The organism is Haladaptatus sp. HS23 (assembly GCF_056892285.1).
Window position 1 is genome coordinate 251840 of sequence record NZ_JBXGLH010000005.1, and the last position, 26775, is coordinate 278614.

Here is a 26775-nt window from a genome sequence, read left to right on the forward strand (position 1 = left end):
CTCGGTTACTGACGCAATCTCGATGAAAAATGGAACCGGTCAGAACCGACCTATTCCCGTCAGCGGGCGGTTTCGACCGTTTCACGGGTCGTGGCGCTGCGACCCTTCGCCCACCCACCGATGGCACCGGCGATGGCACCGGGAATCGCTTGGATGAGGAGGATGAACAGTCCGAGTGCGAATCCGGTGAACGCCGGGAACAGTCCGGCGAACAGGGCACCGAACACCGCCCAGACGACGAGGAGGGCCACCCCTCCGATGACGGTGGCGAGTCCACCGTGGACCGCGCCGCGTTCGGTCCCGACGACCATGTAGCCGGCGACGAAACCGCCGATGAGGCCGGGCAACGCGTGAACGAGTCCCGACATCGCCGTGAGCGGGATGAACCAAGCAGCGAGTAGTCCGAGGATGAACGCGGTCAGGAATCCGGTGATGACAGCTCTCCAATCTATTTTCATGATCGGATAAGGATAGGTTCCACAACATGATAAATATTCTATAAAAACATCTGTCCTGTTCGCGGTTCTCGTTTCGTTTTCCGTATCGACATATTGTTACCAGTGTCGATTCGGTAGTCTCGTGGCACAGGCCGGCACCAACGCAATAATTGGCATCGGAGACCTGCATCTCACCTTCGGGCTGCGTACCATGACAGCGTAAAACGGTTTCCGAAGGTTGGAAAATCGCGCGTCTGGAATCAGATGGTCTCTAAGAATAGATGTAATAGGTATAATTGCTACAATAGGTATAGTAGGTAACCCAGCTATCTATCATTGTATTGGCTCGCTTCTGCTGTGGTTCTCTCTTCGAAAAGTGAGCGACACTCGATGATATTCCCCAGACGGACGGCGCCGTTTATGGTCTCCAATCGGACTGTCTCATATCCTAACTGTTGCACAAAGCATTTACCATAACCCACAAAGGACCACTTGTGGCGCGGTCGTCTTCGACACCCTGATTAGGTCTCTCGGGTCTGGCGCCATCACTCCCGACCCACCCCCTACCCGCCCCGCCACGTCCCCCTGCTTGCACGCGTGCCATAGCGTAATCCCTCGCAGGGACCCTCTGTTCGTACTCCGCCCGTCACTCGAAAGAGACCTTCAGGTATCTCGAAAGGGGACCGATAACGATTCCCTCGACCGCGAAGGTGGGAATGATCATCAGTCCGACGACGACGGAGGTGTACGCGCCGACGAAGCCACCGGTCCCGATGTCGGCGGTAGTGAGAACCGTTCTCGCCGCGCTGAAAGCCCCCAATAGTACCATCGTTGCAACGCCGCCGAGAAGCCCCGCGAGACCGCCATCGAACATCCCATCCGATATCGTTTCCGCGGTCCATCCGGCGACCAGTCCGCCGAGTATCCCCCACGGTGCGACGGCACCGCTTCCACCGATGCTACCCGCGAACGCGCTACTCACAGCCGTTATGGACGCACCAACATATATAGATCTGCTAACCATTACGCGTACTGCAATATCGCCACGTAAATGTCTTTGGCTGGTACGGAATCGCACTTTATCACGTGAATCGGGGAAAACTCGACCGGGACGGTTAGCGGCTCACGAGTTCGTAGGGGTCGGCTCCGTCGGGAAGCGGACTCTCGTATTCGTGGCCTGTCACCCGCTCCTCGAACTCCGCATGTGCCCGCTGTCGGAGTTCTTCGTCTTCGAGCAGGTCCGCGAGCGTCGCCGCGATGGTCTTCGACGCGAACTCCATTCCCGCCGTCCCCAAACTCTTCCCGGACGCCACGGCTTGCCAGGAGTGAGCGGGAGTGCCGACGGGCCACGTCGCGGCCCTGAACCGACCGAGCGGGACGTTCCACGAGACGTCGCCGGAATCCGTCGAGTAGGAACCGGTTCGTCCCTCGTCCGGCGCGTCGATGGGCTTGGAGAATATCGCTTCCTCTCGGGCGCCCCCACGTTCCGATTCGGGGAGTTCTTGGAGGGCTCCCTCCACGTCGCCGAGCGTTTCGCGGAGTTCGGCGGCGAACGCTTCCTGTTCGTCGTCGAGCGGGAAATCGGCCCGTTTCATGTTCTCCAAAATCGCGTCGGCGAGGGTGTGATTCGGCAGGACGCCGTACATCCCGGACGTCTTCGTCGCGTCGAGGTCCGTTCGCGTCATCGCTGCGGCCGCCTCGGCGATGTCGCGGACCCAGTCGGAAATCCGTTCCACTTCCTCGCGCTCGGGGGCACGTACGAGGTACTCCACGCTCGCCTCGCCGGGAACGACGTTCGCCGCGGAGCCGCCGTTCTGGATGACGTAGTGGATACGCGCGGCGTCGGCGACGTGTTCGCGCATGAACTCCACGCCCATGTTCAGGAGCTGTACTGCATCGAGCGCCGACCGCCCGGATTCGGGCGCGGCCGCGGCGTGTGAGGTCTCCCCGCGGAACGTGAAGTCGAAGGCATCGACGGCGAGACACGACCCCTTTCCGGGCGCGTTGTACCAGCCGGGATGCCACGAGACGACCGCGCCCACGTCGTCGAAGGCCCCGTCGCGGACCATGTACACCTTCCCGCCTCCGGCTTCTTCCGCTGGCGTGCCGAAGAAGACGACCGACCCTGACAACTCGCCGCCTTCGATGGCGCGCTTGACGGCGATGGCACCGCCGAGACTACCGACGCCGAAGAGATTGTGACCGCAGCCGTGACCCGGTGCACCGGCTTCGATCGGTTCGCGTTCGGCGGTCGCCGTCTGGCTCATCCCCGGCAAGGCGTCGAATTCGCCCATGGTCCCGACCACGGGTTCTTCCTCCCCGTATCGGGCGATAAACGCCGTCTCGATGCCGCCGACGCCGGTCGTCACCTCGAACCCTTCCTCCCGGAGAACCGACTGGAGCCGTTCGCTCGATTCGGACTCCCGGAGCGCGACTTCTGGATTCTCCCAGATGTCGCGGGCAACCGTCTGCAATCGCTCACGCTCGGCTTCGATGGTGTCGAACAACGCCTCCTTTACCGTCTCCTTCTCGGACTCCCGTTCCCGTATCGTCATGTGCTAGCTATTTACAGACAGTGGCAAAAGGGTTCGCTCACCGGCAGTCGACGGTGGGGGTCGAAGTGAATCGCGTCGGATTACGCGTCGGTGCGGTCGACCGTGCCGATTCGTACCCACGCTATGGCGGTGACGACCAGTAATCCGACGAGCGGGACGAACAGGAGTCGCATCGCACGGACGACGCCCACCCCGTCGATGACGAATCCCATCGCCGCGGGAACGCCCGCGATACCGCAGGAGGAGACGACGAGGGCGATAGCGTTGACCGGCGCGCTGTGTTCGGGCGTACTCTCCGTGGCGTACGCCAGCAACGTTGGATACAGCCCCGAGAGCGAGAGTCCGATACCGAAGACGCCGACCAGTACGGTGACCCCCGACGCTAACACGAACGTATAGACTGCCGACAGCAGACAGATGCTTCCTAACCCGAAGGTCAGCGGGACGTAGCCGAATCGCTCCGCGAGCGACCCCGCGACGAACCGTCCGGGGATATAGGCGACCAGCAACACGCTCAGCGAGACGGTTACTAACGACCCGGGAAGCCGACCTTGGGTGTACGTCGTGAGCCACGTGAACAGCCCTCCCTCGACGCCCGTCGAGAACAGGATACAGGCCGCCATCACCAACACCGCAGGCTTGCGACTGATTCGGCGCAACCCCGCTACCGTCAGCGGGTCGTCGCCCCCATCGACCGACGGCCTCGGGAGATACCACATGAGCGCGACGACCGGGAGAAACGACGCGCCCAGCGCATAGTACGCGAACCGCCAGTTACCGGCCCAGAGCGCGGCAGTCACGGCAAGCGGGCCGAGCGTCGCGCCGACGGCCCACATCATGTCGTAGTAGCCGAACAGTTGACCGCGTCTGTGGGGATACAGGTGGCTCAACAGCGGTCTATCGCTCCCGCGCCCGATGCCTCTGAACGACCCCCGAAGGACCAAGGCGACCAAAAAGAATCCGAACGACGGGACCAACCCCATCGCGAGGACGCCGACGCCGGCACCGGCGATACCGAGCAACAGGAGTAGCCGTGTATCGTACCGTCCGGCGACCGCACCGACGGCGGCGACGAAAATCAGGAATCCGACCGTCCCCGCGGGCGCGACCAACCCCAACTGCCACTGGGAGGTACCGAAATTGTCCCGGAGGATGGGGATGATGGCCCCCCGCATCTGCAACGCGGCCCCTTCGAGCGCGATGAACCCGAAAATCGCCAGCGTCCACCAGCGACGGGTGTCGAAATTCGCGACGGTTTCGTCGTCGGCGACCGTTTCCATACGCTGGGGAGGACACAGCGTCGGAAATATATTGTGTCGTGTTCGTCGTAATTCTCACGGATTTTATCCACAGACGAACGGCGGTATTCGGTCGGCGTTCAGTCCTCATACACCTCCAACAGCTCTGTATATCGTTTTCTGATGGTCACGGGGGCGACGCGGGCGACGGTTCCGACTCGCTCCTGTGTCACCGGTTCGTTGCTGAGCGTTGCGGCCGCGTACACCGCCGCCGCCGCGAGCGCGACGGGACTCTTCCCGCTGTGTACGTTGTGACGCTTCGCGGCATCGAGGAGTCCACGAGCCTGCCGTTCGGATTCGTCGCTCAAATCGAGTTCGGAGACGAATCGGGGAACGAACTGCGTCGGGTCGGTGGGAGCGATTCCGATGGCTAACTCGCTCGTGATATAGCGATACGCCCGTTGAATGCGTCGTCGTTCGACTCGACTGACGACCGCGAAATCGTCGAGACTGAGCGGTACGTCCCCCTGTCGAGCCGCCGCATAGAGGCTCGCGGTCGCCATCCCTTCGATGGAGCGTCCGGGAAGCAGGTCGTCTTCGAGCGCCCGTCGGTAAATGACGCTGGCAGTTTCGGCATTCGATTTCGAGATGTCGAGCGCCGCTGCCATCCGAGAGATCTCTCCCAGCGCGTGTTTGAGATTCCGCTCCCGATTCGATTTCGAGCGATATCGTTCGTCCCACGTCCGGAGTCGCTGCATCTTCCGCCGCTTTCGGTTCGCGAGGGCGTTCCCGTACGCATCCACGTTTCGCTGGCCGATTCTCGCACTCAACCCCTTGTCGTGGAGTTGGTACGTCATGGGTGCTCCGACCCGACTGCGTTGCTGGTTCTCCTCGGTAGAGAACGAACGCCACTCGGGGCCGCGGTCGATTCGGCTCTCCGAGACGACGAGTCCGCAGTCATCACAGACTATCTCGGCCGCATCGCTCGAGGCCGTAATCTGCGCTTCACACTCCGGACACTCGCGAGCGCCGGTATCGACGTTCCGATTTTCGCGGCTCTCGTGATCCGTTTCGGTTTGCCGGTCAGGGGATCGTGTTCGCTGTTCCATTGTACGACTCCGTCCGCTTCGGTCTCGCTATGACTGTGAGTGGCATACACGATAGTCGAACCGATGATTTTCAGAAAGTAAGAATGGGGTCGGGAGACCGGCGAAACGACCCCGCACGCGTAGCTAGAAGCCGTATCCCGAACTGTCGGTGCATACGACGGTGGACGCGGTTCCCGAATAGCGGTCGCGGGTTACTCGTAGTACGGTTTTCGTTCGACGACCTCCGCAAAAGCGACGTTCGGCGCGACGTTGGTGATTTCGACGGTGACACGGTCGCGCTTTTCGGTGTCGGGAACGATGAGTACGTAGCCCCGGTCGATACGGGCGATTCCGTCGCCTTGGTCGCCGATACCTTCTATTTCGACCGTGTGACGGTCCCCTTCCTCGACCGGCGGTTCTTGCTGTGCTTGCCGTGGCTCTTGTTGCTGTTGTGGTTGTTGTTGCTGTTGTGCTTGCTGTGGCCGTTTACTCGACGTCACCGGTTCTTCGTTCTCCGAGTCGGGGCGGTTGACTGGTCCGAGTATGGCTATCCGATACGCCTCACCACGTTCGACGTCACCCTTCGTAATCTCCCGTTCGGGGATGGTGATCGTGTACGAATCGCCGTCTTCGTTCACCGTCGCACTAAATACGCCAAGTAATTCGTCGGGAATATCCATAGAAACTCTCTTTCAGTATCACGTTATACGAACAGAACCTTGACTCCACCGATATCGGAAGCTATTCCGCCTCCTTCTAGCCGAAACCTGACACCGGGATGAGCAGTTGTGGCAAAATGTGGCGTGGTCACTTCCTTCATACCGGATGACTACGTCAGGAGGTAGCAATGAGTACAGTATCACAGCGAGATAGATCACCCGAACTCGTACACGTTTCTACTCGTGTACTGATGACCTCACGAACCGCTCTTTGTGCCAATTGTGGGGTCGAAGTGAACCTCGACCAGCGACACAAATACGTCTCCGCTTCCCGTCCAGAGGCGGACGACGATGACCGTTTCGAAGAATCGGTGCTGTGCGGTGCCGACTGTGTGGCCGATTTCGTTTAGTATCGCTGTTTTAGCCACAAACAAACGGCGTCCGTTCTCACCGAACACGCTCCGCCGTCCGGTGCCACGACCGACACAGAAATCCTTATTATGTTGGATGACGAAGCGCAGAGGTCATGTCACTCTCTGCTGCAGTGCGGCAGTGGTTAGCTGACGATAGCGGCCTGATTTACGAATGTCGGCACTGTGGAACGACGTTGGACTCCGCTGACCAAACCTGTCCTGTCTGTGGGTCGTCCCAAATCGTCGAATTCGACGTCTCGTAATCGTACTCACGGCGACGATTTCGTGGCAGTTGCTACTGACAAAACCACCTACCTCTTCGTCGGCCCGTTAGCTTCTACTGACGAAGGAAATATCGTCGAAATCGAGAACTGCGCTGCTTCGGAGGCCGACCGAAGGCCGTCAACGTCAGTATACATCTTGGAAGTAATTTTTCACCCTCAATTATTATATCACTCGCCCCCGAGTTGCTATTTGAAGGCGCTAATGACACAAGATAATCCTCCGAAAAGCACGGATGAAGCGGGAAGACGAGATAGTACAGAGACGGATGCACTGGGAAACAAAGGGCCGACGGCGGGAGCCAACGCGACGACCCGACGACGCTTCGTCGGTGGGTTGGCGTCGCTCGTCGCGGCGTCGGCCTTTTCGCTCACCGTCGCGGACGAAACGGCCGCGCAGGTAACCGACGGCGACGATAGGCCAACACAACGACTCAGGTCGCCGGACGGCACCGTCGAGGTGTTAGCGGACGTCGCGGACGGCGTGCCGAGGTACAGCGTCGCCTACGACGGAACGACCGTCGTGGACGACGCGCGATTGGGCTTCGAATTTCAGGACCAACCGGACTTCGTCGAGGGACTCACCGTGACCGGTAGCGAACGCTCCACGACGGACGAGACGTGGACGCCGGTGTGGGACCAGTACGACGAGATTCGGGAACACTACGAGGAGTTGCGTTTCGGTTTGGCCGAGTCCGGTGAGGACGGACGTGCGCTGACGGTGGAGATTCGCGCCTTCGACGACGGCGTCGGGTTTCGATACGTCTTCCCGGAGGAGGGTGGCTTCGGCGACTTCGTCGTGAGCGCCGAGCGCACCGAGTTCGCCTTCGCGGACGATTATGCCGCGTGGTGGATTCCGAATGACTTCAACAGCTACGAGTACACGTACAACGAGACGCCGCTGAGCGACATCGGTGCCGAGAGTTCCTTCGGCGGTGCGCACACGCCAATCACGATGCAGGCTGCCGACGACCTGTACGTGAGCGTCCACGAGGCGGACCTCGTCGACTACGCGGGGATGGCAGTCGAACCCGCTTCGGACGGGGGTACGACCTTCGAAACCGCGTTAGCACCGCTGCCCGACGGGACGAAAGTGGCGGCTTCGGAACCACATCGGACGCCGTGGCGGACGATTCAACTCGGCGAACGCCCCGGCGACCTCGTCGAGTCGAACCTGATAGTCAACCTCAACGAGGAGTACGACCCCGACGAGTTCCCGCAGGGTGTCGATTGGATAGAGCCACAGAAGTTCATCGGCGTGTGGTGGTTGATGATAACCGGTCGCGCCCAGTGGGAGTATCAGGGCATGCAGACCGGCAATCACGGTGCCCAGACCGGTCGGGTAAAACAGTACATGGACTTCGCGAGCGAACACGACATCTCCGGCGTCCTCGTCGAGGGGTGGAACGAAGGCTGGTCGAGCTATCCCGACGGCGGCGGCGGGTCGTTCGACTTCACCGAACCGTACCCGGACTTCGACCTACGGGAGGTGACGAGCTACGGGCCGAGCCTTGACCCGCCGACGCAGATGACGATGCACAACGAGACCGCGGGCGGCTTCGAGAACTACGAGTCCCAACTCGACGAGGCGTTCCCGCTGTACGACGACCTCGGGATTCACACGGTCAAGATGGGGTACGTCAACGACGACGGCGACCTCGCCGGCGAGGGACACAACCACCACAATCAGGTACTGGTAAACCACCATCACCTCGTCGCTCGGACGGCCGCGGCCAACCGGCAGTTGTTGGAGATGCACGAGCCGATTCACCCCACGGGGCGTCGACGGTCCTATCCCAACCTGATGACCCGCGAGGGCGTGTACGGACAGGAGTACGACTCCTTCGGCGAGGTTCCGCCGTCTCACCACGTCACGTTCCCGTTCACCCGGATGCTCGGCGGCCCCGTCGAGTTCACCCCCGGCATCTTCGACATGGACTCCGGGTCGGGCGGAATCGAGACGACGCGAGCGAAACAGCTCGCGATGTACCCGACGTACTTCAGCGGCCTCCAGATGGTCGCCGACCTCCCGAGTTCCTACTTGGCCGACCAGCCTCCCACTATCTCCGTCGGCGACGTCGCGCAGGCCGAGTTCGGCGACAACGACGGCTTCGGTACGGCTTCGAGTTGGGCCAACGCCCAAGGTGAGCGGTACGTCGAGGTGGACCCCAACAGCGCCGCCCCCGGTTCGACGGTCACGTGGACGCTCGAAGACGCGGCGACGGGCGAGTACGACATGCACCTGCGGTACGCCAGCGACGCGGAGAACAACGCCGTGCCCGCCGACCAGCCACGAACTGCCACCATCACCGTCGACGGCTCACCCGCTGCACAGGTCACGTTCCCGACGACCGACTACTGGGACGTCTGGGATTCCGTCTCGGCGACCGTGACGCTCGAAGAAGACACCGAGACCGTGGGCGTTCTGCTCTCCGAGGCCGACAGCGGCGGATTCAACCTCGATTCGGCCGCCCTCACCGACACCGGCGAACCGATGCCGGAACCGGAAACAGCGCCGATTCGTGGCCCGACCGTCGACGCCTTCCAGTTCATCGAGGACGTTCCCGCGGCAGGGTGGGGCGACACCCGCGTCCTCGATTCCGCCATCGGCGACCACATGGTTACGGCACGAAAGAAGGACGATGTCTGGTACGTCGGTGCGATGACCGACGAGGGTGGTCGCGCGCTCGACATCGACCTCGGATTCCTCAGCCCCCAGTCGGGGAGGGGGAGGAGGCATCGAAACGGGAGGAAGCATAAAAGAGGTGGAAAGCACCGGAACGGGAGAAACCACGGAAACGGAAGGAAGCATGGAAAAGACGGACGGCGCGGAGAGGGAGGACGACACGGACGCGGCGACTGCCACTGTCCGAGGGGACCGAAGTACGTCGCCGAAATCTATTCGGACGGCATCGACGCGAGCTACGACGGGAACCTCGAACCGGTTCGCGTAGACGAAGCCATCGTAACGCCGGACACGACGCTTGTGGCCTCGATGGTCGGAAGCGGCGGTACCGCCGTCCGGCTTCGTCCCGCTCGCGGCCGGGAAATTCACGAGTTACCGACGTACGAGCGACCCGAACAGGACGTCGAGGTCGACATCGACGACGGGACGTTCATCCGAGAGCCGTTCGTCACGGCGACGGGGTCGAACGACGGCGACTACATCGGCGGCACCACCGTCGAAGTGGTCGTCGACGGCGAAGTCCGAACCGTATCGAACGTTCGGTTCCCGCCCAACACCGCGGAGGCGACCGACGAGTTCGCCTACGCCCTCGATGAACCGGGGACCTACGAAGTAACGATTCGGACGACGGACGGGGACACCCTGGCGACGGAAACAGTGACGGTCACGCCGCCGGAGACCGTCGCCGCCATCGACGACGCGACCGGCGACGACGACGGTCCCGGCGCGTACACCTATCCGACCGCCGACGCGTACCGCGACGGAGCGTTCGACTTGTCGTCAGTTTCGGTCGCACAGACGCCCAGTCTGGCCCGGTTCACGTTCGAGGTCGAGAACCTCTACGACGTGTGGGGTGGCCGCTTCTCGCCGCACATGTTCGTCTTGTGGTTGCGCGACCCCGACATGAGCGGGGGAACGACCGAGAGCCTCGACGACCTCGGGGCGAACGTCTCCTTCGAGCGACCGTGGCACTACCGCCTGCACATCTCCGGATGGGCGATGGCCGCAGTCAACGCGGGAGGCTCCGCGTTGACCGACGAGAACGGAAACGCCGTCGCCCTTCGTCCCAACGTCGACTTCGATGCCGGGACGGTCACGCTGGATATCGCTCACGACGCCTTCGGCGGAACCGACCTCGAAAACCTGGAAATCGTCGCCGGTGTCGGCTCCGAAGAGTACGGCAAATTCAGGCCCGTTCTCGCGGCGGCCACCGGCCACCGGTTCGGCGGTGCCGAGGCCGATGCCGTCGACCAAGCGCCGCTGCTCATCGACGTGATTACAACAGCGGACGATTCACAAGAGGCGGCACTCGACTACTCCGCTGAAGCGCTGGCGACGTTGCCGTACGTGTCTCTCGAATAGGGAAAATCGGCTGTTCGCCGTCGTTCGATGCTACTCCCCCCCTTTCCCGCATCACCCCCACGTCCAACGCGAATCGAGGGCGAACCGATAGACGCCGCTGATTACGATTGCGATAGCGTTCGCTACGAGGTAGAGGATGTCCCCCGAGTTCACGAGGACGTAGAGGATACCGAGTTGAATCGGAATCGCCGTCCCACGCACGACGTTCGTTTTGAGCAAGCCGGTGAGATAGTCGCTCGTCGTGGCGTTTCGAGTCGCTCGGAACGTCCAGGCGTTGTTGACCGTATACTGGAACAAAATGGTGATTTCGATGGCGATCAACGCGCCGAGCAAGTAGTCGAGTCCGGCCTTATCGACGAACATCCACAGCAGGACGAGTTGGACGCCTGCGGCGATGCTCCCGACGACGACGAACCGCCGTAACTGCGGTAGCGTGCCGCGTCGGAGGTCACGAAGGAACTCCCGAACCATCCCTTCGTCCCTGAGGGTTCGGGCCGTGTATCCCTGTCGTTTCTCCTCGGACCCGACCTCCGTGTGGAACCGACGTAAAAAGTAGGTGCCTCGGCGGATCGGTTCGATGGTCGTTCTATGTATCCTTACAATAGCGTTAAGCGACATCAGCGAAACTAGTTTATTATGTCACTGATTTCGAATGCACAGAAGCGACAGCTCCGTGCCGCGTTCGACCGGCAACTGGACGTCGGGTTGCATCACGGTGCCCAATTGGCGGTGTACGTAGACGGAGAACTCGCGGTGAATTTTGCCGGCGGTTCGACCGCCCCGGATGGCGAGCCGACGACCACGGAAACCCCACACATCGTTTTCTCCTGTACGAAACCCTACGCGGGAGTCGGGTTGCACCAACTAATCGAACGGGGCAAGGCGGAGTACGACGACCCCGTCGTCGACCACTGGCCCGAATTCGCCGACGAGGGGAGCGAAAAGGCCGACATCACCATTCGACACGTCCTCAGCCACACCGCCGGCATCCCGTACGGGGAGTTCGACGAACGGGCCGATAAGTGGGGGGACTGGGACGCCGTCGTGCAAGCGATGGAGGACATCGACCCCGTCTTTCCGCCGGGTGAACAACCCGCGTATCACGCGTTCAACTATGGCTGGGTTGTCGGCGAACTCGTCCGCCGAATCAGCGGCCACCCTGTCGACGAGTACGTCGCTCGAAACGTGTTCGAACCCCTCGGTATGGACGACACCTCCATCGGCCTCGACGAAGACGAGGCGGACGACGTCGCCACCCTTTCCGGGTTCGAAGTGTTCGACCGGTGTCGTGACCCGGGCGAAGGGTTGGGCATTCCGGCCAGCGAATCGGCCGAGGCGTTCAATTCGGAGGCCGTCCATCGGGCGGTGATTCCGGCGGCAAACGGTATCGGGACGGCGCGGGACATGGCACGGTTCTACGCGTGTATCGCGAACGGAGGCGAACTCGACGGAACTCGACTTCTTACGGAAGAGACGGTAGAGACGGCGACTCGAACGCACGCCGAAACCGAGTCCGACGGGACGCTTTCGCGGCCGGCTCGGTACGCGCTCGGCTTCTGGACCGGCGGCTTGCCAAACGACATGTTCGGTACCGTCAGCACTGAGCGGACGTTCGGACACGCCGGACTCGGGAGCATCTTCGGCTGGGGCGACCCGAACCTGAATGTCGGCTTCGCCTACGTGACCAACGGCATCCGCGAGGAGTCGTACGAGCATGCCGCGCGAGTGAACGCGCTGTCCGACGCCGTTCGGTTACTGGTTCGAAGATAAACGGCGTCAGTCCGCCTCGTGACGACGTGTTCTCTTCGAACTGATTGACCGATGTCTGATCGTTCCCTCCTCACAATTTTGTTCTTGTTTGAATATGAAAATTAAATAACTCATATAATCGACCAAATGATTTGTGATGGTTCCCTCCCATGCTCCGTTCATGACTGACTCACACGACGAACTACTACAGCAGGTGAACGAAATGCAGGCCGCACGCGGTCTTGACCCGGACACACGGAAGATAATCGGCGTTCTCAGCGAGACGATAACCACGCTCGGCGAGGAGATAGACGAGCTTCAACAGCGGATTACGGAGTTGGAACAGCACCCCGAGAAAAGCAACGCTCCTGACGGCGAGGGTGCCGACGGTGACGAGCGAAAGCAGGCGTGGTATTCGGAGCGCTGACTCCGAACTCCCGTCTCTCGTTCGATTTCGCCAGTCTGAATCCACTCAGCCGTCTTTGACCGGTTCGAACTCGATTGTGCGCCGGAATTACGTCCGCTCGCGGCCGAACTTTCGACGGATTATTTCGACCGATAGCAGCCCTCAGGACGGAACTTCGAGAAATGCGCCCATCGGTGAGTCGGCTACCACAACCGCAGTCACGCCGACTGTCGCCAACTCCATTCGGGTTCCCATCCGAGTATCTCCCGTGCCTTCCCCGTATCGACCAGCGACGCGTACTCGCCGTCGCCGAGCGAATCACGAACCTCGACGTCGGGGAAGACTTCCCTGACGAGTTCGCGGGTGGGCGTTTCGGCGCTGGTATCCGGCGCTGACACCCAGAAACGCTCGTGGCCCCGAACGGTCGCCTCGACCGCCAACCGAACGATTTCGACCGCGTCCGACAGGTGAACGTACGTGAACAGCGTGTTTCGCTGCGTGTGAAAACTGTCGGAGTTTCGCATCCCTTCGAGGGTTCGGTCGGCCTCGACGAACGTCTCGCGCGCCAAGCTATCGTCGACCACCCACGGGAATCGTAGCGAGAGTATCGTCCGCGGCCGGTCTTCGACGCGGCGGGCGAACGCATCGGCGGTGATTTCGAGCGTCTGTTTTCCCAGTCCGTAGGGGTTCGACGGCGTCGAACGGTGATTTTCGTCGAGCGGGAGGTAGTCGACGGTGATTCGCTCGGGTTCGAATCCGCCACCGACCGCGCTGAAACTCGATGCCAGAACCACCGTGTCGATTCCGAGCGCCCCCGCCGCCTCTAAAACGAGATAGCTGGACATGACGTTGCTTTCGTACGTCCGATAGCCCGGCGTTTCGTCCGGCGTCGGAATCATTCCCAAGTGGACGACGGCATCGGCGTCGCTTTTGGCGAGCGAACTGTACACCTCTCCCGCGTCGACCAAGTCCGTCCGAAGATAGACGTCCGAGTGCTTCTCGTCACGCTTGCCCCGCGAGAGGTTCGCGGTTCGGTAGCCCTCCTCGTTCAAGTACGCTAACACCCCGCGTCCGACCCGGCCGCTTCCGCCGGTAACCACGACTGTCTCGGTCACGCCCAGTTCTTCTCGTTCCGCTCGTAAAATACCGATGCGTACCGTTCATACGGTTCGTTCCCGCGTCCGCCGTCTCTCGATGTTGAATATGATACGTGTTCTTTCGGGGGTGTCTCAACTGCAGCGATATGGAGGCCGTCTTCGGGTCAGTCGGTTTCTCGGTCCCCTGTTTGCACGGCGACCGGTGCGGTGCCGAAACCGACGTCCCCCGTCACTTCGAGGAGGTCCGGCGACATCTCGATTCCTTCGCGTTCGAACCGCTCTTTGACCGCTTGAAAGTACGCCGACCGAACGGTGAGATACTTCTCCCGACTCGGACTCGAAATCCAAAACCGAGAGACAACGTCGATGCCAGCCGCTGTAACGCCGTCCACCACCACCGTCGGTTCGGGGTCCGTGAGAATTCGCGGGTCCGCTTCGGCCTCCTCGAGGAGGACCGTCCGCATGACATCGATATCACCGTCGTACATGACGCTGAACGGATGGTCGATTCGAAGCCTGTCCCTGATGTCGTGGTTCGTCACCATGGTGTCGGCGAGCGTCGAGTTCGGAACGGTGATGAGTTCGTTCTGGAACGTTCGTACTCGCGTCGCGCGAAAGCTGATGTCCTCGATGATTCCCTCGCTGCTGTTTTCCCCGCTGCTGGTCTCCTCGACGCTGCTTTCGCTGTTCCATTCGATCCAATCACCGATGTTGAACTTCGGGTCGGTGATCATGAACAGGCCGCCGACGACGTTGTTGAGGATATCACGGGACGCGAAACCGATGGCGAGGGTCAACGCGGCGGCGAACCCACCCGTCACCGTCAACAGGGATTCCAACCGGGCGAAGAACAGTCCGAGAATGAACGCGACGAAGTAACTGACGACGCGAGCGGTTCTAATCGCGGGTCGGCGAACGGTGAGGCTGACGCGTTCGTTGTCGAGAAGCCGTTCGATGAGCGGAATCGCCGCGACCCGTGCGAGGAGCGTGACGACGACGAACGTCACGGCGAATACGAGGAGTTTGTAGAGGAACGCTTGATAACGGGCGACGATATCGGGCTCAGAAGCTTGCAATGCGAGAAACGTGACTTCGCCCAAAAGCGTTGAACACATATAAAAGAATACCAGCCACCGAAACTTCAGTATTTCTTCACTTCCTTTCGGTAGCCGGGGGAGCAAATTTCCCGATCTAACCGACTTCACAGAGTGTCCCTGCCGTACGAGTACGGATATCTCGGTGACGCCTCCCCTCGGTCCTGTAGTCCGGTGGCCACAATTCCTATACCGTTCGATGGCCCTCTCCGATACACTAATCCCATTCTTCAATGAGTAATATCGAACGCGACGATGACGAATATACGGGAAGCATGGAGTATCTCCTCGAAAAATCGTACGAACTCTTCGAAACCACGCTGTTCAGGGGGAACCGAAAAGTGGCTCTCGTCCTCACTACCGCCGTCTTCATCGGTTCCACGTACCTCCTGACGCACCGATATCCCGCGTACGGTGCCGGACTCTTCCTCAAGATCTCCGAAACCATCGTGAGTGGAAACTACGCGTTTCCCGCCCGAGTGGTGGGCTACACGCGAAACGGTGTTCCGTTCGCGTATCCACCGCTGGCCTTCTACGTCAACGCCGTCCTCCTCGACCTCGGAGTGAGTCCCCTCCGAATCGCACGCGTGCTTCCGGCGATGGTGACGTCCATCGCCTTCGTTCCCTACTTCTATCTCGCCCGTGAGTTCCTTCCCTCGTCGGGGAAGGCCGGTGTTGCCGCGATCATCGCTGCCGTCACCCCGATGCTCCTGCAGTGGCATCTCTCGGCCGGCGGTATCGTCCGTGCGCCCGCGTTTTTCCTCCTCCTGTCCGGCCTGTACGTCGGCGTTCGGCTGTTTCGCTATCGGACCCGTCTGTCGCTCACCGTTGCACCCGTCCTCTTCGGACTAATGTTGCTCACACACCCGACGTACTCCACGTTTTTCGCGGCCAGTTACGTCCTCTTTTTCCTCCGGGAGCAGCGGTCGCTCGACGGTCTCGGACGGGGACTCGTCGTCGCCGCCGGCGGACTGCTGATAGCAAGCCCGTGGATACTGCGCGTCGTCTCGACGCACGGCCTCGACGTTTTCACGTCGGCGGCGGGGACACACGGCGGCCTCGGAGCGGGAGTAACCGTCTTTTTGGACCGACTCGGGGACCCGTTCGTCGCGACCCCCGCTACCGTCGTCTGGTACGTATTGCTTCTCTTGGGAATTTACGCCTTCGTCCGGCGGAAACGGTACTTCCTTCCCCTCTGGTTCGTGGCCTCCGTCTTCCTGATGGACGAGATACGGTTCGCGTTCATCCCCGGTGTCATGATTCTCACGATAGGGCTGACGGACGTGTTGCCCGCCATTTACGCCCGCCTCTCCGGGTCCGCTTCGAAACGAACTGCCACCTCTCAGATAGCGATTACCGCAGTCGTCCTCTGTTTGCTCGTCAGTCTCGGCGGCCTGTTCGTCGCGGGTCAGTCGGTCACGAACCACGATGCGATGCCGGCGTTCATCGACCGAGAGGATACGACCGCGATGTCGTGGGTGCAAGCGGAGACGCCGTCCGACGCGGAGTTCGTCGTCGTCGGCGACGCCGCGGAATGGTTCCCGTACTTCACCGACCGGACGATTCTCGTCGGTCCGTGGGGCGTCGAATGGAAGACGCCGACGGCCTACCAGCGCCAGATGGACGCGTACAAGGACCTTTCGGACTGCGACACTGCACGCTGTTTGACCCATACGCTCCGCTCGACTGGGTATCGACCGTCGTACCTCTACATCCCGAAAGGGGAGTACACGGTACGCGGTATCTCCACCGTTCAATCGGACCGCATGCGCCGGTCGCTCGAACGGAGCGCCCGATATGAAATCTCGTACGAGAACCCGGGGGTGCTGGTCGTTCGGGTTCGCCCGGCGGGGTGACTCACGTCGCGTGTAACCACGTCCGCGTTCCCTTTTCTCAGGCGAGTTAGGGGAAACACTACTCAACAATCCGTAAAATCATTTCCGGCGGGCACAGTCTTTATCCTACGACTCGACCAATCGCCCTCCAACGAATGGATTCCCGGATGACTCGTCGTCATTTCCTCCGAGTAGGCGCAACCTCGTCCTCCGTCGGTCTCGCCGGCTGTAACACGTGGTCGACGTCGCCGGCCGATGGAACGAAACGAACACGGGGCGTCGACAGGTCGCGCGAACTGGCGTCGAATCGGGAGCCAGTGGACGTCCGCGGGGCCATCTACATCCCGACGCGGGCGTTCAACCGGTTCCAGATGTGGAGCGAGTACGACCCCGAGGTTATCGAACGCGACCTCGGCTACGCCGCCGATTTGAACCTCAACGCCATCAGAACGTGGCTGAGCTACGAGTTCTGGCTCGAAGACAGCACCGCACACGAAGAGCGATTGGAACATTTCCTCGAAACCGCTGACTCGTACGGAATTCAGGTCCTCCTCGGACTGTTCGACAGTATCGGCGAGGAACCCACCTTCGAGAACTTGTACGGCTCGGACCTCCTTTCCGCCGTTCAGACGTTCTCCCCGTCGACGAGAACGATGCTCGACAAACAGCTCTGGGATGCACCCCGCGACTTCATCCGGTGGTTCATGCGTCGATACCGGAACGACGAACGGTTGCTCGCCATCGAACTCTCGAACGAACCGGGGTGGAAGAAGTCGTCCCGAAAGTTCGTCGAGGCGATGGCGAAGGTACTGACGCTCTATCGGGGGTCGAGACCGCTCACGATGGGGTCGACGAGTCTCTCGAACAACACCCGATACCTCGATTGGGGGTTGGACATCCTCCAGTTCCACTACAATTTCGTCCAGACCCCCGAGTTGTTCCGGCGAGTACTCGAACAGGCGGCGCTCACGAAATCCAGACAGGGGAGACAAGTGTGGCTCTCCGAATGGCAGCGGGTTCGTCCGGGAGAGGGATTCTTCGCGGACGTGACCGGCGACGCACGCTTTCCGGACTACTCGTCGCTCGCCCCGCTCATTCACGAAGCGAACGTCGGGAACTTCTTCTGGTCGCTCATGTTACGCCCGGCCTCGGAACTCCATTTCCGCAAACAAGGCGTTGTGAACGGCCTCTTTCACGAGGACGGTGCCGTCTGGAGCCTCGACGACGCCCGTGCCATCAAGGCGATGTCCGGCGACCCGGACTTCGAGGGAACCGAGCGCAAGGAGTACCCGGACTGGATGGCCGAGATGGAGGGGTCGACGATTCCGCGGACCGGCCCCCGTCCGAGATAACTAGTGTCGGTCTCACGGCACTATCCGTGCTGTTACGGTACCCGCCGTCTCACCGTCGCTCGCCGTTCGAAACGACGTCATCCGCGAACGGTGATGCCGCCCGTTCGAATCGAAATCGCCGATAGGTCGCCGTTCGTCGGGACCGTGACGGTCGTCGGTTCGACCGTGATGACGACGTGACCGCCACCGGGATTGGGGACGCTCGCCACGCCCGTCCCCGCGACCGTCACCGTCGTGTCTCCCTCTACGACCGTCACGTCGCCGGTGACTCCCGTGCCTGCCGGAACGACGGGTGTGACCGGCGCGTTCGCTGGCCGGTCGGCGACGAGCGAGCCGAGCCAAATCCCGCCCAAAAGGACGGCCAGTATCACCAGTATCGCCATCAAGACGACGACGATGGTCCCGAGAACGATGCCCAAGGTTCCCCGTCGATTCGACCGGCGAGTGCGATTCTGTGCCTGTTCGTACCCCTCGTCGTAGCCACGGTCGTATTCGGACCGCACTTCTTGTTTCTTGTTCGTCATGTTTGACACCCCCTCTGTCGAGTAGGAATGCGTGGAATCCGCCGCAGAACTGCGAGACGGAATACGAAAGTCGATGGGAAGTCACGGACGTTGGATGTCCGACGGGTGGTTCACCGATTTTTCGGTTTTCACCGACAGCCGCCCCCGACTGTACTACCGTCGTACCCCCGATAGAAACCCTCCCTCGTCCCTCTTCAACTACATATAGGATATGCAACAGCATAAGGATTTGTACCAATCCGGTATCGTTCGAACGTGATAGAACGACCCGTCGACTCCGGAATCGGTGTGCGAGCGGCCGTTCTACCCGTGGATTGACGGAGCTTCGTTCCGTTTACCGAACGATGGAAAACCCCGAATTCGAAGAACTGCAGAAGCGAGCGGCCAATGCGGTCGAGGGCGACGACCTCAAGTCCGTATACGTCGGACTCGTCCACCACCGCGGCGAACAGGAGTACTACTTCGGAAACGACGTCGAAGAAAACGACGAACTACAGGAGATGACCGTCACCCAATTGGCGATGTTGCTTCGCGTACTCGCGGACCGCTCCGACGTCACCGCCGACGAAATCGCCGACCTCGCGGCCGAACACGCCGACCAAATGCAACTTCAGTGACCGCCGCCCGAACTCCTACCGGTCGGACAGCGACCCCGGATTCCACGACCCGTCGAAGTCCTCGTGGGTGAACGGCTTCGCGTCCGCCCCGGCGTAGGTTCCGACGACCTGTCCGTCTCCTTCGAGGTAGTACTGGTAGGTCGTCAGGCCTTCGAGGCCGACCGGTCCCCTCGCGTGTATCTTGCCCGTGCTGATTCCGACTTCGGCTCCCAGACCGAACCGATAACCGTCACTGAACCGGGTCGAGGCGTTGTGGAACACGCTCGCCGAATCGAGGCCGCGCATGAAGCGACGCGCGCGCTCGGAATCCTCAGTCACGATGGACTCCGTGTGTTTCGAACTGTACGCGCTGATGTGTTCGATGGCATCGGCGAGCGAGTCCACGACTTTGACGGCGATAATCAAATCGCCGTACTCCGTCGACCAGTCGTCTTCCCGTGCCGCTTCCATAGCGACTATTTCGCGGGACGCTTCGTCCCCTCGCATCTCGACGTTCGCGTCCTCGTACCGCTCGGCTATCTCCGGCAGGAACTCCTCTGCCACGCTCTCGTGGACGAGCAGGGTTTCCATCGCGTTACAGACGGCGGGGTACTGCACTTTCGCGTCGTACGCGATGTCCGTCGCCATCGAGAGGTCCGCCGCGTCGTCGACGTAGACGTGACAGATTCCCTCCGTGTGCCCGAGGACGGCGATACTCGTGTTGTCCTGTATGTAGCCGACGAACTCCGAACTGCCCCGCGGCATGAGGAGGTCGATGGCGTCGTCCATTTCGAGCAGCGTATCCACGTCCGCCCGTGCCTCGATGAGTTGTGACCATCCATCGGGCATCTCGGACGTCGCTTCCCGGATAACCTCGAAGAGTATCCGGTTCGAATGGCTCGCCTCGCTCCCCCCTTTCAGTATCACCGCGTTCCCCGACTTGAGGCCGAGGGCGGCGATTTGAACGAGCGCGTCGGGCCGCGATTCGAAGATGGTTCCGATGACGCCGATGGGGACGGTACACTTGTACAGTTCCAAGTTTTCGTCCAGTTCGCGCGCCGTTTGGGTCTTTCCTAACGGGTCGTCTTGGTCGGCGACGCTCCGAACCATCTCGGCGATGCTGTCGAGTTTCGACGGGGAGAGTTCGAGTCGGTCCACGAGGGCCTGACTGTACTCCCCCGCCGCGAGGAGTTCTTCGGCCTCGCTAACGTCGCGTTCGTTGGCGTCGAGTATCTCGTCGCTTCGCTCGATGAGAGCATCCGCAATCGCGTTCAACGCCGCCGACCGCTCGTCGTCGGATAGCTTGGCGAGTTCCAGCGCGGCGCTCTCTGCCTCTTCGACTTTCGTTTCCGTGGGTTTCTCAGTCATCGGTGGTGTCCTCCGGGACGAATATCGTTCCGACCGCCTTCTCGTCGACGATTCGTTCGACGACGTCCTCCTTCGTGGATCGCGCGATGATGGCCGGGATTCCCCGTTCGCTCACCGAATGGGCACCGGCCACCTTCGTTTGGATGCCGCCGAACTTCGCGCTCGCGCTCTCGTCGACCATCTCCTGTACGTCCCCGTAGTTGTGTCCCACCGCTTCGATACGTTCCGCGGCGGGATTTTCCTTCGGGTTGCTGGTGTAGACGCCGCCGACGTCTGTGAGCGTGACGAGCAGTCCCGCGTCCACGCCGACCGCCACCGACGACGAGAGCATATCGTTGTCGCCGATCCGAATCTCCTCGGTCGCCACCGCGTCGTTCTCGTTGATTATCGGGACGATTCCCCACCCCAGCAGCGTTTCGATGGTGTTCTTGAAGTTGGTGAACCGCTCCGCGCTGTCGAGGTCGTTTTGCGTGACCAGTATCTGGGCGATTTTCTGGTCGTAGCGCTCGAAGCTCTCCGTGTACCGACGCATGAGGTGGGACTGACCGACCGTCGAGAGGGCCTGTGACTCTTCGATGGTATCGTTCGGATACCCGACTCGGCCCTTCCCAGCGCCGATGGCCCCGGACGAGACGAAGAGGACGTCCCGGCCGCGCTCACGGAGTTTCATGACGTCGTCCACGAGTTTGTCTAGTTTTTCGTTGTCGAGCTTCGACGTCTCGTCCGTCAACGAGTTCGTTCCGGCCTTGATGACGACTCTGTCGGCCGTCGCCGCCTTCCGCCGCGCCCGTCCCAGTGCCCGTGTTTCGCTCGCCTCATTCATCGTCATAGTCGGGTGCCAACTCCTTGGAGCGGTTTTCCGCCGCCGTCACTGCTTCCCCAATCGTTTCCTCTACGGAACTGTCGCGGAGGACCTCCATCCCCGCTATCGTCGTTCCCTTCGGTGAACACACCGCGTTTATCAGTTCGTCGATGCTCTCGTCGGACCGGAGCACCGTCTCGGCGGCGCCTTTGAACGTCTGTGCGGCGAGAACCCTCGCGTCCTCCGGGCTGAGACCACTGTTCACCCCGGCCTGCTGTACCGCGTTGAGTAGATAGAAGACGAACGCGGGTCCGCTTCCGTTGACGGCGGTTGCGACGTCCATCTGTGCTTCGTCTATTTCGACGAAGATGCCCACGTCTCCGAGGAGCGACTCGACGTCGTCCGTGACCGCCGCTCCGGCGACCGCCGCCGCCATCGTTCCCGATTCCGCCGCGAGGTTCGGCATCACCCGAACGACCGTCGCGTCGGTGTTCGCTTCGAGCATCGCCGTCGGAACGCCCGCAGCGATGGTGATCAGCGTCTGTTCCGGGCCGAGTTCGAGTTCCGCGACGACGTCCCCGACCAAGTCGGGTTTGACCGCGACGAACACGATTTCCGGCTCGGTTGCGACGTCGACGTCCATCGTCGTCTCCGAGCAATACTCCGAAACTGCATCGAGGGCCTCCGGGTCTATATCGTATGCAACTACGGTGTGGTTTCCAGTTCTGGAGAGTCCCTTCACGAGGGCACCTCCCATGTTTCCACACCCGATAACGCTAGCCTGTACCATCGTATACTGGTCCGTCGTAGGGACGGAGACTAAATAACGTTGGTAACGGCAGGGACTGCCATTCGAATGAAAAAGGCGTACCCGCCTCAGGTGTCGCTCGTTACGCTCCGGTCGATGACGATACCCACGAATACGTGTGCGGGTTCGAAACCGTCAGAGAATTGGTCGAACCCGGCGGGGCCATCGTCACGGACAACGTCGCTTGCTACGAAGATGTTCTCACGCCCGCTGGACTACTGGCGGCACTCGACGGCGAGGACGCTCCGAACGACCGTACCCGATTCGTCGCGGATTTCTACGAACATCTCGATGCTGCCGACGAGTTCGAGACGTACGTCCTCCCCCTCGGCGAGGGGCTTGCAATCTCCGTCAAAACGAGCTGGTTCTCTCGCTCTCGGTGGCATCGCCACAGGAATGCACGGGCTGAAAGGTGCCGATTCGAGATGAATACCGCGTCGAGTCCGTTTACGACGGACTCGACGTCTGTACGTGTGAGATATACCCCGTGAGGTCCGTCGTGGTGATCATTCCGATGACGCCTTCGGTCTCGTCGACCACCGGCATGTGGTGAAATCCGCGCTCGACCATGCGGTCGGAGACTTTACTAATCGAATCCTGTGCCGTCGCGGTAATCACGTCGGTACTCATGTACGTGGAGACGGGGGTTTCGTCCTTGGGCTGGCGTTCGGCGACGATTTTGACGAAATCCGTCGTCGTCAGGATTCCTTCGAGGCGGTTTTCGTCGTCGATGACGATTACCGACCCCACTTCGTTGGAGAGCATCTTCTGTGCCGCCTCCTCCACGAGCGTTTCGGGTGTGACCGTTTGGAGCGTGGTAGACATCAGTCGCCCCACGAGAACGTCTTCCATATTCTCTAATTTTCACGAATATGGATAAAGGTTCCCGCTGTTACAATTTCGGAAGCGTACCATTACATCCGGACGGATGTAACACTGACCCGTATCGTCCACTGGGATGGGTTCCGGTTCGAGGTATGATACATGGATATCGAGGACGAACGGAGAGGGATAGGTACAATCGTTTTCATAGATACCTATTGTACCTATTCCACCTTTGGTGCCTGTTCTAACTGTCCTCTCTATCCGATCCGGCGCTCAGTACGCACCATCGCACGGACGATTGCCGCTGGGTACCATCGCATCCTCTCACGCGAATCCGTCGTCCGTCTTATTAGTGTTGCGTTCAAACAACAATATCTGCCAGACTCGCTCATCTTATATGGGTCTGGGTACCACACACAACTGGATATCATGACCAGGGATCGATTTATTCGGGGACTTCCCCGAACAAACTCCACCTTCTGATTCTGACGTACAGTTCCTCGATACCACGCTCCGTGATGGCGAACAAGCGCCCGGCATTTCGCTCACGCCGACCGACAAGGCCGAAATCGCACGAAAACTCGATGCGACCGGCGTCAGCGTCATCGAAGCGGGCAGCGCCTGTACGGGAGCGGGCGAGAGAGAGACGATTTCACGCGTCGCCGACCTCGGCCTCGACGCGACGGTGACGAGCTTCGCTCGCGGCATCAAGGGCGACATCGACTTGGCGCTCGACTGCGGAGTCGACGGCGTCAACCTCGTGGTCCCGGCGAGCGACCGCCATATCGAGGGGAAAGTCGGGACGACACGCGACGAAGTGGTCGATACCGCCGTTCGGCTCACCGAATATGCCAAGGACCACGGCCTGTGGGTCGAAGTCCTCGGCGAGGACGGTTCGCGCGCCGACCTCGACTTCCTCGAACGGTTGATGCGTGCGGGCCTCGATGCCGGTGCCGACCGCATCTGCTACTGCGATACGGTCGGGCACGCGACGCCGGACCACACGGCGGACGTCATCTCCCGATTGGCACCCCTCGGTCCCACGGGTACTCACACCCACGACGACCTCGGATTGGCGCTGACGAACGCGCTGGTGAGCATCGCGGCCGGGGCCGACCTCGTTCACGCCACCGTGAACGGCATCGGTGAACGCGCCGGTAACGTCGCGCTGGAAGAGGTTGCGGTCGCGCTCGACCACGGCTACGACGTCGAGACGGTCTCGACCGAGGAGTTGTACGACCTCGCACAGACGGTTGCGACGGCGACGGACGTCCCGCTCGCACCGAACAAAGCCGTCGTCGGCGAGAACGCGTTCACACACGAGTCGGGAATCCACACTGACGGGACGCTCAAAGACGATGCGATGTACGAACCGTACTCCCCGAGCACCGTCGGGCGTGAGCGGCGACTCGTCCTCGGAAAGCACGCCGGACGAGCGGGCGTCCGTGCGGCACTCGACGAACACGACGTGAGCGTAACAGGGGAGGAACTGAACGCGATAGTCGAGCAGGTGAAAGAAATCGGTGAGCGAGGAAAACGCGTAACCGACACCGACCTGCTCGCCATCGCGGACGAGGTACAGGGCCGCGAACGGAACCAGCGTGTGGAACTGCTGGACCTCACGGCGACGAGCGGGGGCGCGACACCGACCGCGAGCGTTCGACTGTCCGTCGACGGCGAAGAGCAGGTGGCGAGCGGCGTCGGGAGCGGTCCCGTCGATGCCGCCATCACCGCAACCCGACGAGCGCTCGACATCGACGCGACGCTCGAATCGTATCACGTCGATGCGATTACCGGCGGGACGGACGCGCTCGTCACCGTCGAAGTCGAAGTGTCGCTCGGCGACCATTCGGTGACGGTGAGCGCGAGCGATTCGGACATCACTCGCGCCAGCGTTACCGTCATGCTCGACGCGTTCAACCGACTCCTCGAACGGAGTCCGGCGCTCGCGGAAGCCGACGACTGACGTCCCGAGTCGGCCACACGGAACGGATTTTTTGGAGACGGTCACTCGCCGACAGCGGCGTACCGTTGGTTTCCCTTTCGACCCGGACGTACCGGTCGGTTCCCTCTTGGCCCGGAGAGTGTACCATAACACTCAGTGTTCGTCGTACCGATATGAGGTCCATGACAGGGGGGATGGCGGATACATCGGTTACACGACGAGGATTTCTCCTCGGGGCCAGTAGCGTCGCAGCGACCGCTGCGTCCGAACCGACGGCCGCACAGGAAGGAGGGTCGGGAGGGAACGATAGCTCCGGAAACGGGAGTTCGGGCGGCGGCGGTGGCACGACACAGACGGTGCAAGTCGGTCCCGGTGGCGACCTCATATTCGACCCGGACTCGGTGACGATAACGCCCGGAACGACGTTGGAATGGGTCTGGGATTCGGACGGCCACAACATCTTCGTCGAAAATCAGCCCGACGGCGGGAACTGGGACGGAACGCCGGGCGGCCAGAGCAAGTTGTACGACACCGGCTACACCTACTCACACACGTTCAACACCAACGGTGAGTACGAGTACTACTGTGTGCCCCATCGGAGCGCCGGCATGACCGGCACCGTCACCGTCGGCGCTTCGAGTGGCTCGTCCCAACCAGCGATTCCGAGCAAGGCAAAGACGTTGGGCCTGGCAGCCACCGGTGCGCTCGCGTTCGTCTTAGGAATCGGGTATTTCCTCCTGCGATACGGCGGGGACTACGGGGAATCCTGACTGGACAACGAGTGTGGCTCCGTTGCATCTGACGGGTCGCGAAAGAAGGGAAGTGAACGGGACGATCCGGCCGCCTGAACGTTCGAGTCGAGGTCCGAGCCGTAGCTCTCTCCACTGTATCCCCGTCTCGGTGTCACAGTATCCGCTCGTGGATGAGGATAGTCCCGTTACTACGAACGGTGACGAGATAATCATCGATCGTGAATCGCACTTCGATGCCGCTCTCTTTCGCTCCACTCGCTTCGATGAGGTCCTCCAGTGCCTCCGGATTGACGTACTCGTACAAGCAAAGTGAGGCCTGTCTTTCCGGCGGCTCCAACGTATCGACGACCGCTTCGACGAGACTCACCGTTAGGGATTCGTCTGGGCCGACGGAACGTGTCCGTTGCAAGGCGTACTGGGGTGGTACGCTCGGACCCGGACAGTTGCACTCGTCTTCGAACCAGGTCGCCTCAGTGACACTTGCCTTACTCGGCATACCTTCTATTTTGTCCCCATCTATTTCAGTAATAGCCGATTACTCCGGAATAACGTCGAATGGCGATGAAAATAAATCGGGACCTACACGACGATCGCTTCGTAGTTCGGGATGTCGTTTGTCTATGGACAACCCGTATACTACCAGTTCGGTCCAGTAGCCGTGGGTAAAGGTCCCGATATGATTCCATAGGTCGGATACTAAAATCAAATTTTGTGCTTCAGGTAGCTATTTTTGATCCCGGGTCGTCGATTTGGATGCACTCACACGGCTTGAACAGAGACACACGGTCCGGCGCCATCACTCGGACACACCACTTTCACCGACTGCCTGTGAGCGCACGGCTTGCACTCCATCTTTTCCCTCGACTGCCGCTACCCGCCGAGAGTGGGTGCGGTGTCCCTATC

Annotated in this window: 25 protein-coding genes; 10 read left to right on the top strand and 15 right to left on the bottom strand. The window is 61.0% G+C overall.

The window, feature by feature from the left end; genetic code table 11:
• Positions 1-59 precede the first annotated feature (59 nt).
• From AC1XDK_RS15940 to AC1XDK_RS15965, 6 genes are all read right to left on the bottom strand, one after another.
• Entirely contained in the window at positions 60-458 is a 399-nt protein-coding gene (locus AC1XDK_RS15940) for a DUF5518 domain-containing protein (protein WP_483350919.1), read from the bottom strand.
• A gap of 625 nt (positions 459-1083) precedes the next feature.
• The gene (locus AC1XDK_RS15945) at positions 1084-1419 is read right to left on the bottom strand and encodes a hypothetical protein (protein WP_483350921.1); all 336 of its coding nucleotides are present in this window, start codon (positions 1417-1419) and stop codon (positions 1084-1086) included.
• A gap of 133 nt (positions 1420-1552) precedes the next feature.
• Complete coding sequence (locus tag AC1XDK_RS15950) at positions 1553-2992, bottom strand: amidohydrolase (RefSeq protein ID WP_483350922.1); 1440 nt, start codon at positions 2990-2992, stop codon at positions 1553-1555.
• Between the two features lie 80 nt (positions 2993-3072).
• Positions 3073-4272, bottom strand: coding sequence for an MFS transporter (locus AC1XDK_RS15955; RefSeq protein WP_483350923.1), 1200 nt, complete (start codon positions 4270-4272; stop codon positions 3073-3075).
• Between the two features lie 98 nt (positions 4273-4370).
• The gene (locus AC1XDK_RS15960) at positions 4371-5339 is read right to left on the bottom strand and encodes a transcription initiation factor IIB (RefSeq protein ID WP_483350924.1); all 969 of its coding nucleotides are present in this window, start codon (positions 5337-5339) and stop codon (positions 4371-4373) included.
• A gap of 191 nt (positions 5340-5530) precedes the next feature.
• Positions 5531-5998 carry a TRAM domain-containing protein gene (locus AC1XDK_RS15965; RefSeq protein WP_483350925.1) on the bottom strand — a complete coding sequence of 156 codons (468 nt, stop codon included), beginning with the start codon at positions 5996-5998 and terminating at the stop codon, positions 5531-5533.
• A gap of 230 nt (positions 5999-6228) precedes the next feature.
• Between AC1XDK_RS15965 and AC1XDK_RS15970 the strand changes: the two genes are divergently transcribed.
• Together AC1XDK_RS15970 and AC1XDK_RS15975 are read left to right on the top strand one after the other, a co-directional pair.
• Positions 6229-6387 (top strand): DUF7576 family protein, encoded by a 159-nt coding sequence (locus AC1XDK_RS15970; protein ID WP_483350926.1) that lies wholly within the window; start codon positions 6229-6231, stop codon positions 6385-6387.
• Positions 6388-6876: 489 nt separating this feature from the next.
• Positions 6877-10719, top strand: a complete 3843-nt coding sequence (locus AC1XDK_RS15975) for a glycoside hydrolase family 97 N-terminal domain-containing protein (RefSeq protein ID WP_483350927.1) — start codon at positions 6877-6879, stop codon at positions 10717-10719.
• 51 nt (positions 10720-10770) lie between these two features.
• On the opposite strand, the gene AC1XDK_RS15980 is transcribed toward AC1XDK_RS15975, so the two are convergent.
• Complete coding sequence (locus tag AC1XDK_RS15980; RefSeq protein ID WP_483351063.1) at positions 10771-11190, bottom strand: GtrA family protein; 420 nt, start codon at positions 11188-11190, stop codon at positions 10771-10773.
• Between the two features lie 165 nt (positions 11191-11355).
• On the opposite strand from AC1XDK_RS15980, the gene AC1XDK_RS15985 reads away from it, so the two are divergent.
• Together AC1XDK_RS15985 and AC1XDK_RS15990 are read left to right on the top strand one after the other, a co-directional pair.
• A complete protein-coding gene (locus AC1XDK_RS15985) occupies positions 11356-12489 on the top strand; it encodes a serine hydrolase domain-containing protein (RefSeq protein WP_483350928.1) in 1134 nt (377 codons plus the stop codon).
• Positions 12490-12649: 160 nt separating this feature from the next.
• A complete protein-coding gene (locus AC1XDK_RS15990) occupies positions 12650-12895 on the top strand; it encodes a hypothetical protein (RefSeq protein WP_483350929.1) in 246 nt (81 codons plus the stop codon).
• A gap of 197 nt (positions 12896-13092) precedes the next feature.
• Here AC1XDK_RS15990 and AC1XDK_RS15995 read toward each other — a convergent pair whose 3' ends face one another.
• Entirely contained in the window at positions 13093-13989 is an 897-nt protein-coding gene (locus tag AC1XDK_RS15995; protein WP_483350930.1) for an NAD-dependent epimerase/dehydratase family protein, read from the bottom strand.
• 146 nt (positions 13990-14135) lie between these two features.
• Complete coding sequence (locus AC1XDK_RS16000) at positions 14136-15086, bottom strand: mechanosensitive ion channel family protein (RefSeq protein ID WP_483350931.1); 951 nt, start codon at positions 15084-15086, stop codon at positions 14136-14138.
• Positions 15087-15298: 212 nt separating this feature from the next.
• Between AC1XDK_RS16000 and AC1XDK_RS16005 the strand changes: the two genes are divergently transcribed.
• Positions 15299-16921 (top strand): ArnT family glycosyltransferase, encoded by a 1623-nt coding sequence (locus AC1XDK_RS16005; protein WP_483350932.1) that lies wholly within the window; start codon positions 15299-15301, stop codon positions 16919-16921.
• Between the two features lie 134 nt (positions 16922-17055).
• Positions 17056-18252 carry a glycoside hydrolase 5 family protein gene (locus tag AC1XDK_RS16010; protein WP_483350933.1) on the top strand — a complete coding sequence of 399 codons (1197 nt, stop codon included), beginning with the start codon at positions 17056-17058 and terminating at the stop codon, positions 18250-18252.
• A 77-nt stretch (positions 18253-18329) separates the two neighbouring features.
• Here the strand turns inward: AC1XDK_RS16010 and AC1XDK_RS16015 are convergent, their stop codons facing one another.
• Entirely contained in the window at positions 18330-18776 is a 447-nt protein-coding gene (locus AC1XDK_RS16015; RefSeq protein ID WP_483350934.1) for a hypothetical protein, read from the bottom strand.
• 344 nt (positions 18777-19120) lie between these two features.
• On the opposite strand from AC1XDK_RS16015, the gene AC1XDK_RS16020 reads away from it, so the two are divergent.
• Entirely contained in the window at positions 19121-19393 is a 273-nt protein-coding gene (locus tag AC1XDK_RS16020; protein ID WP_483350935.1) for a DUF8113 family protein, read from the top strand.
• Positions 19394-19408: 15 nt separating this feature from the next.
• On the opposite strand, the gene AC1XDK_RS16025 is transcribed toward AC1XDK_RS16020, so the two are convergent.
• Genes AC1XDK_RS16025 through proC form a run of 3 tightly spaced genes read right to left on the bottom strand, consistent with a single transcriptional unit; the run spans position 19409 to position 22332 of the window.
• Positions 19409-20740, bottom strand: a complete 1332-nt coding sequence (locus tag AC1XDK_RS16025) for a glutamate-5-semialdehyde dehydrogenase (protein ID WP_483350936.1) — start codon at positions 20738-20740, stop codon at positions 19409-19411.
• Positions 20733-21563, bottom strand: coding sequence for a glutamate 5-kinase (proB, locus tag AC1XDK_RS16030; RefSeq protein ID WP_483351064.1), 831 nt, complete (start codon positions 21561-21563; stop codon positions 20733-20735). Before proB ends, AC1XDK_RS16025 begins: the two co-directional genes overlap by 8 nt.
• Positions 21556-22332, bottom strand: a complete 777-nt coding sequence (gene proC, locus AC1XDK_RS16035; RefSeq protein ID WP_483350937.1) for a pyrroline-5-carboxylate reductase — start codon at positions 22330-22332, stop codon at positions 21556-21558. Before proC ends, proB begins: the two co-directional genes overlap by 8 nt.
• A 134-nt stretch (positions 22333-22466) precedes the next feature.
• Here proC and AC1XDK_RS16040 point away from each other — a divergent pair, with 134 nt between their 5' ends.
• Positions 22467-22841 carry an O-methyltransferase gene (locus AC1XDK_RS16040; RefSeq protein WP_483350939.1) on the top strand — a complete coding sequence of 125 codons (375 nt, stop codon included), beginning with the start codon at positions 22467-22469 and terminating at the stop codon, positions 22839-22841.
• Here the strand turns inward: AC1XDK_RS16040 and AC1XDK_RS16045 are convergent.
• A complete protein-coding gene (locus AC1XDK_RS16045; RefSeq protein ID WP_483350940.1) occupies positions 22798-23202 on the bottom strand; it encodes a CBS domain-containing protein in 405 nt (134 codons plus the stop codon). The two genes, AC1XDK_RS16040 and AC1XDK_RS16045, sit on opposite strands and share 44 nt — an antisense overlap.
• Before the next feature lie 412 nt (positions 23203-23614).
• On the opposite strand from AC1XDK_RS16045, the gene AC1XDK_RS16050 reads away from it, so the two are divergent.
• Both AC1XDK_RS16050 and AC1XDK_RS16055 read left to right on the top strand, forming a co-directional pair.
• Positions 23615-25141: a (R)-citramalate synthase gene (locus AC1XDK_RS16050; protein ID WP_483351065.1), complete on the top strand. Its 1527-nt coding sequence runs from the start codon at positions 23615-23617 to the stop codon at positions 25139-25141.
• A gap of 152 nt (positions 25142-25293) precedes the next feature.
• Positions 25294-25890, top strand: coding sequence for a plastocyanin/azurin family copper-binding protein (locus tag AC1XDK_RS16055; RefSeq protein ID WP_483350941.1), 597 nt, complete (start codon positions 25294-25296; stop codon positions 25888-25890).
• Between the two features lie 133 nt (positions 25891-26023).
• On the opposite strand, the gene AC1XDK_RS16060 is transcribed toward AC1XDK_RS16055, so the two are convergent.
• Entirely contained in the window at positions 26024-26368 is a 345-nt protein-coding gene (locus AC1XDK_RS16060; RefSeq protein ID WP_483350943.1) for a HalOD1 output domain-containing protein, read from the bottom strand.
• Positions 26369-26775 lie beyond the last annotated feature (407 nt).

Coding starts and splice junctions, on each gene's coding strand:
- AC1XDK_RS15985 (WP_483350928.1), top strand. CDS start 11,356: ATGTCACTGATTTCGAATGCACAGAAGCGACAGCTCCGTGCCGCGTTC.
- AC1XDK_RS15950 (WP_483350922.1), bottom strand. CDS start 2,992: ATGACGATACGGGAACGGGAGTCCGAGAAGGAGACGGTAAAGGAGGCG.
- AC1XDK_RS15970 (WP_483350926.1), top strand. CDS start 6,229: ATGACCTCACGAACCGCTCTTTGTGCCAATTGTGGGGTCGAAGTGAAC.
- AC1XDK_RS16045 (WP_483350940.1), bottom strand. CDS start 23,202: ATGGAAGACGTTCTCGTGGGGCGACTGATGTCTACCACGCTCCAAACG.
- AC1XDK_RS15975 (WP_483350927.1), top strand. CDS start 6,877: ATGACACAAGATAATCCTCCGAAAAGCACGGATGAAGCGGGAAGACGA.
- proC (WP_483350937.1), bottom strand. CDS start 22,332: ATGGTACAGGCTAGCGTTATCGGGTGTGGAAACATGGGAGGTGCCCTC.
- AC1XDK_RS16010 (WP_483350933.1), top strand. CDS start 17,056: ATGGATTCCCGGATGACTCGTCGTCATTTCCTCCGAGTAGGCGCAACC.
- AC1XDK_RS16025 (WP_483350936.1), bottom strand. CDS start 20,740: ATGACTGAGAAACCCACGGAAACGAAAGTCGAAGAGGCAGAGAGCGCC.
- AC1XDK_RS16005 (WP_483350932.1), top strand. CDS start 15,299: ATGAGTAATATCGAACGCGACGATGACGAATATACGGGAAGCATGGAG.
- proB (WP_483351064.1), bottom strand. CDS start 21,563: ATGAATGAGGCGAGCGAAACACGGGCACTGGGACGGGCGCGGCGGAAG.
- AC1XDK_RS15965 (WP_483350925.1), bottom strand. CDS start 5,998: ATGGATATTCCCGACGAATTACTTGGCGTATTTAGTGCGACGGTGAAC.
- AC1XDK_RS15955 (WP_483350923.1), bottom strand. CDS start 4,272: ATGGAAACGGTCGCCGACGACGAAACCGTCGCGAATTTCGACACCCGT.
- AC1XDK_RS15960 (WP_483350924.1), bottom strand. CDS start 5,339: ATGGAACAGCGAACACGATCCCCTGACCGGCAAACCGAAACGGATCAC.
- AC1XDK_RS16020 (WP_483350935.1), top strand. CDS start 19,121: ATGGAAAACCCCGAATTCGAAGAACTGCAGAAGCGAGCGGCCAATGCG.
- AC1XDK_RS15980 (WP_483351063.1), bottom strand. CDS start 11,190: ATGGTTCGGGAGTTCCTTCGTGACCTCCGACGCGGCACGCTACCGCAG.
- AC1XDK_RS15940 (WP_483350919.1), bottom strand. CDS start 458: ATGAAAATAGATTGGAGAGCTGTCATCACCGGATTCCTGACCGCGTTC.
- AC1XDK_RS16060 (WP_483350943.1), bottom strand. CDS start 26,368: ATGCCGAGTAAGGCAAGTGTCACTGAGGCGACCTGGTTCGAAGACGAG.
- AC1XDK_RS16055 (WP_483350941.1), top strand. CDS start 25,294: ATGAGGTCCATGACAGGGGGGATGGCGGATACATCGGTTACACGACGA.
- AC1XDK_RS16000 (WP_483350931.1), bottom strand. CDS start 15,086: ATGTGTTCAACGCTTTTGGGCGAAGTCACGTTTCTCGCATTGCAAGCT.
- AC1XDK_RS16015 (WP_483350934.1), bottom strand. CDS start 18,776: ATGACGAACAAGAAACAAGAAGTGCGGTCCGAATACGACCGTGGCTAC.
- AC1XDK_RS15990 (WP_483350929.1), top strand. CDS start 12,650: ATGACTGACTCACACGACGAACTACTACAGCAGGTGAACGAAATGCAG.